Below are 861 nucleotides of genomic sequence, written 5' to 3'. Positions count from 1 at the left end.
ATTCCTTTCAAAAAACATTTAACCACATGGAATGTATTACACGCATGATAAAAAATAAAAGTCTTTACTTTAGAGCAACCAAGCTCACTCATAGCTTCTTTTAAAACTTTATCTGCTAGCTTATAATCATCTTTTGAATATGCTTTTTGGCATAAATAATCATGCACGATGCTAGCACTAAAGTACTCACTTTTATATGGAGGATAAATACTCCAAAAAATGCGTGGCACTGAAGCACCATCACTAATAAAACCTTTTGGCACGATAAAATTTAAACCACACAAACTAACTTCAAATTCTTTTACAACTTCAAATCTATCTTTGCCAAAAGGTTTAACTATAACCCTTTTAAGTGTTTTTCTTATCATCTTGCCTACCCTTTTCTTCTTCTTTTATATAAGTATTTGTTTTTAAAAAACCGCTTGAAAAATTCTTTATTTTCTCAACTGCAATATTGTAAATATCTACTTCAGCTATTGCCTTTCTTGTTTTTATACATTGAATATTAATCATCACAGAAAGGATTTCTCCTAAAATCAAGAAGCTAAAACTATAATCTACAAAATAATATAAAGCATCTATTTGCTTTGCACCCAAAGCAAACATAAAAGGTATTCCTAACATTAAAAACTTTGACAAAAGATCAGAAAAGGTATAAGCCTTAACACTTTCATTTAAAGCTAAAGTTCTGCAAAAACCTACTATTGCTGAAAATATAAAAATAACAAACAAAGTAAAAGCTTGAGCTTCTTTAATACCAGTATATGCTAAAAACTGAAAGAAAAAAGCTAAGATAAAAGAACCTCCAAATAAAGCTATATTGGCTGAATTTTCTAAATGCGACATATTAATCCTCCCAAA

General features: G+C 29.0%; 2 protein-coding genes. Both read right to left on the bottom strand.

Features of this window, described 5'->3' with window-relative positions:
* A partial coding sequence (locus L8W56_RS08725; protein WP_263660031.1) for a DUF1353 domain-containing protein occupies positions 1-368 on the bottom strand: 368 nt, incomplete at its 3' end.
* Positions 349-861: hypothetical protein (locus L8W56_RS08720; RefSeq protein WP_263660030.1), on the bottom strand; the 513-nt coding region annotated here is incomplete at its 5' end. The genes L8W56_RS08720 and L8W56_RS08725, both read right to left, overlap by 20 nt.

The sequence above is a fragment of the Campylobacter sp. IFREMER_LSEM_CL1085 genome (assembly GCF_025772235.1).
Classification (GTDB): domain Bacteria; phylum Campylobacterota; class Campylobacteria; order Campylobacterales; family Campylobacteraceae; genus Campylobacter_D; species Campylobacter_D lari_D.
Note: the sequence above shows the minus strand (reverse complement) of the source record. Positions and strands in the feature narration are given on the sequence as shown.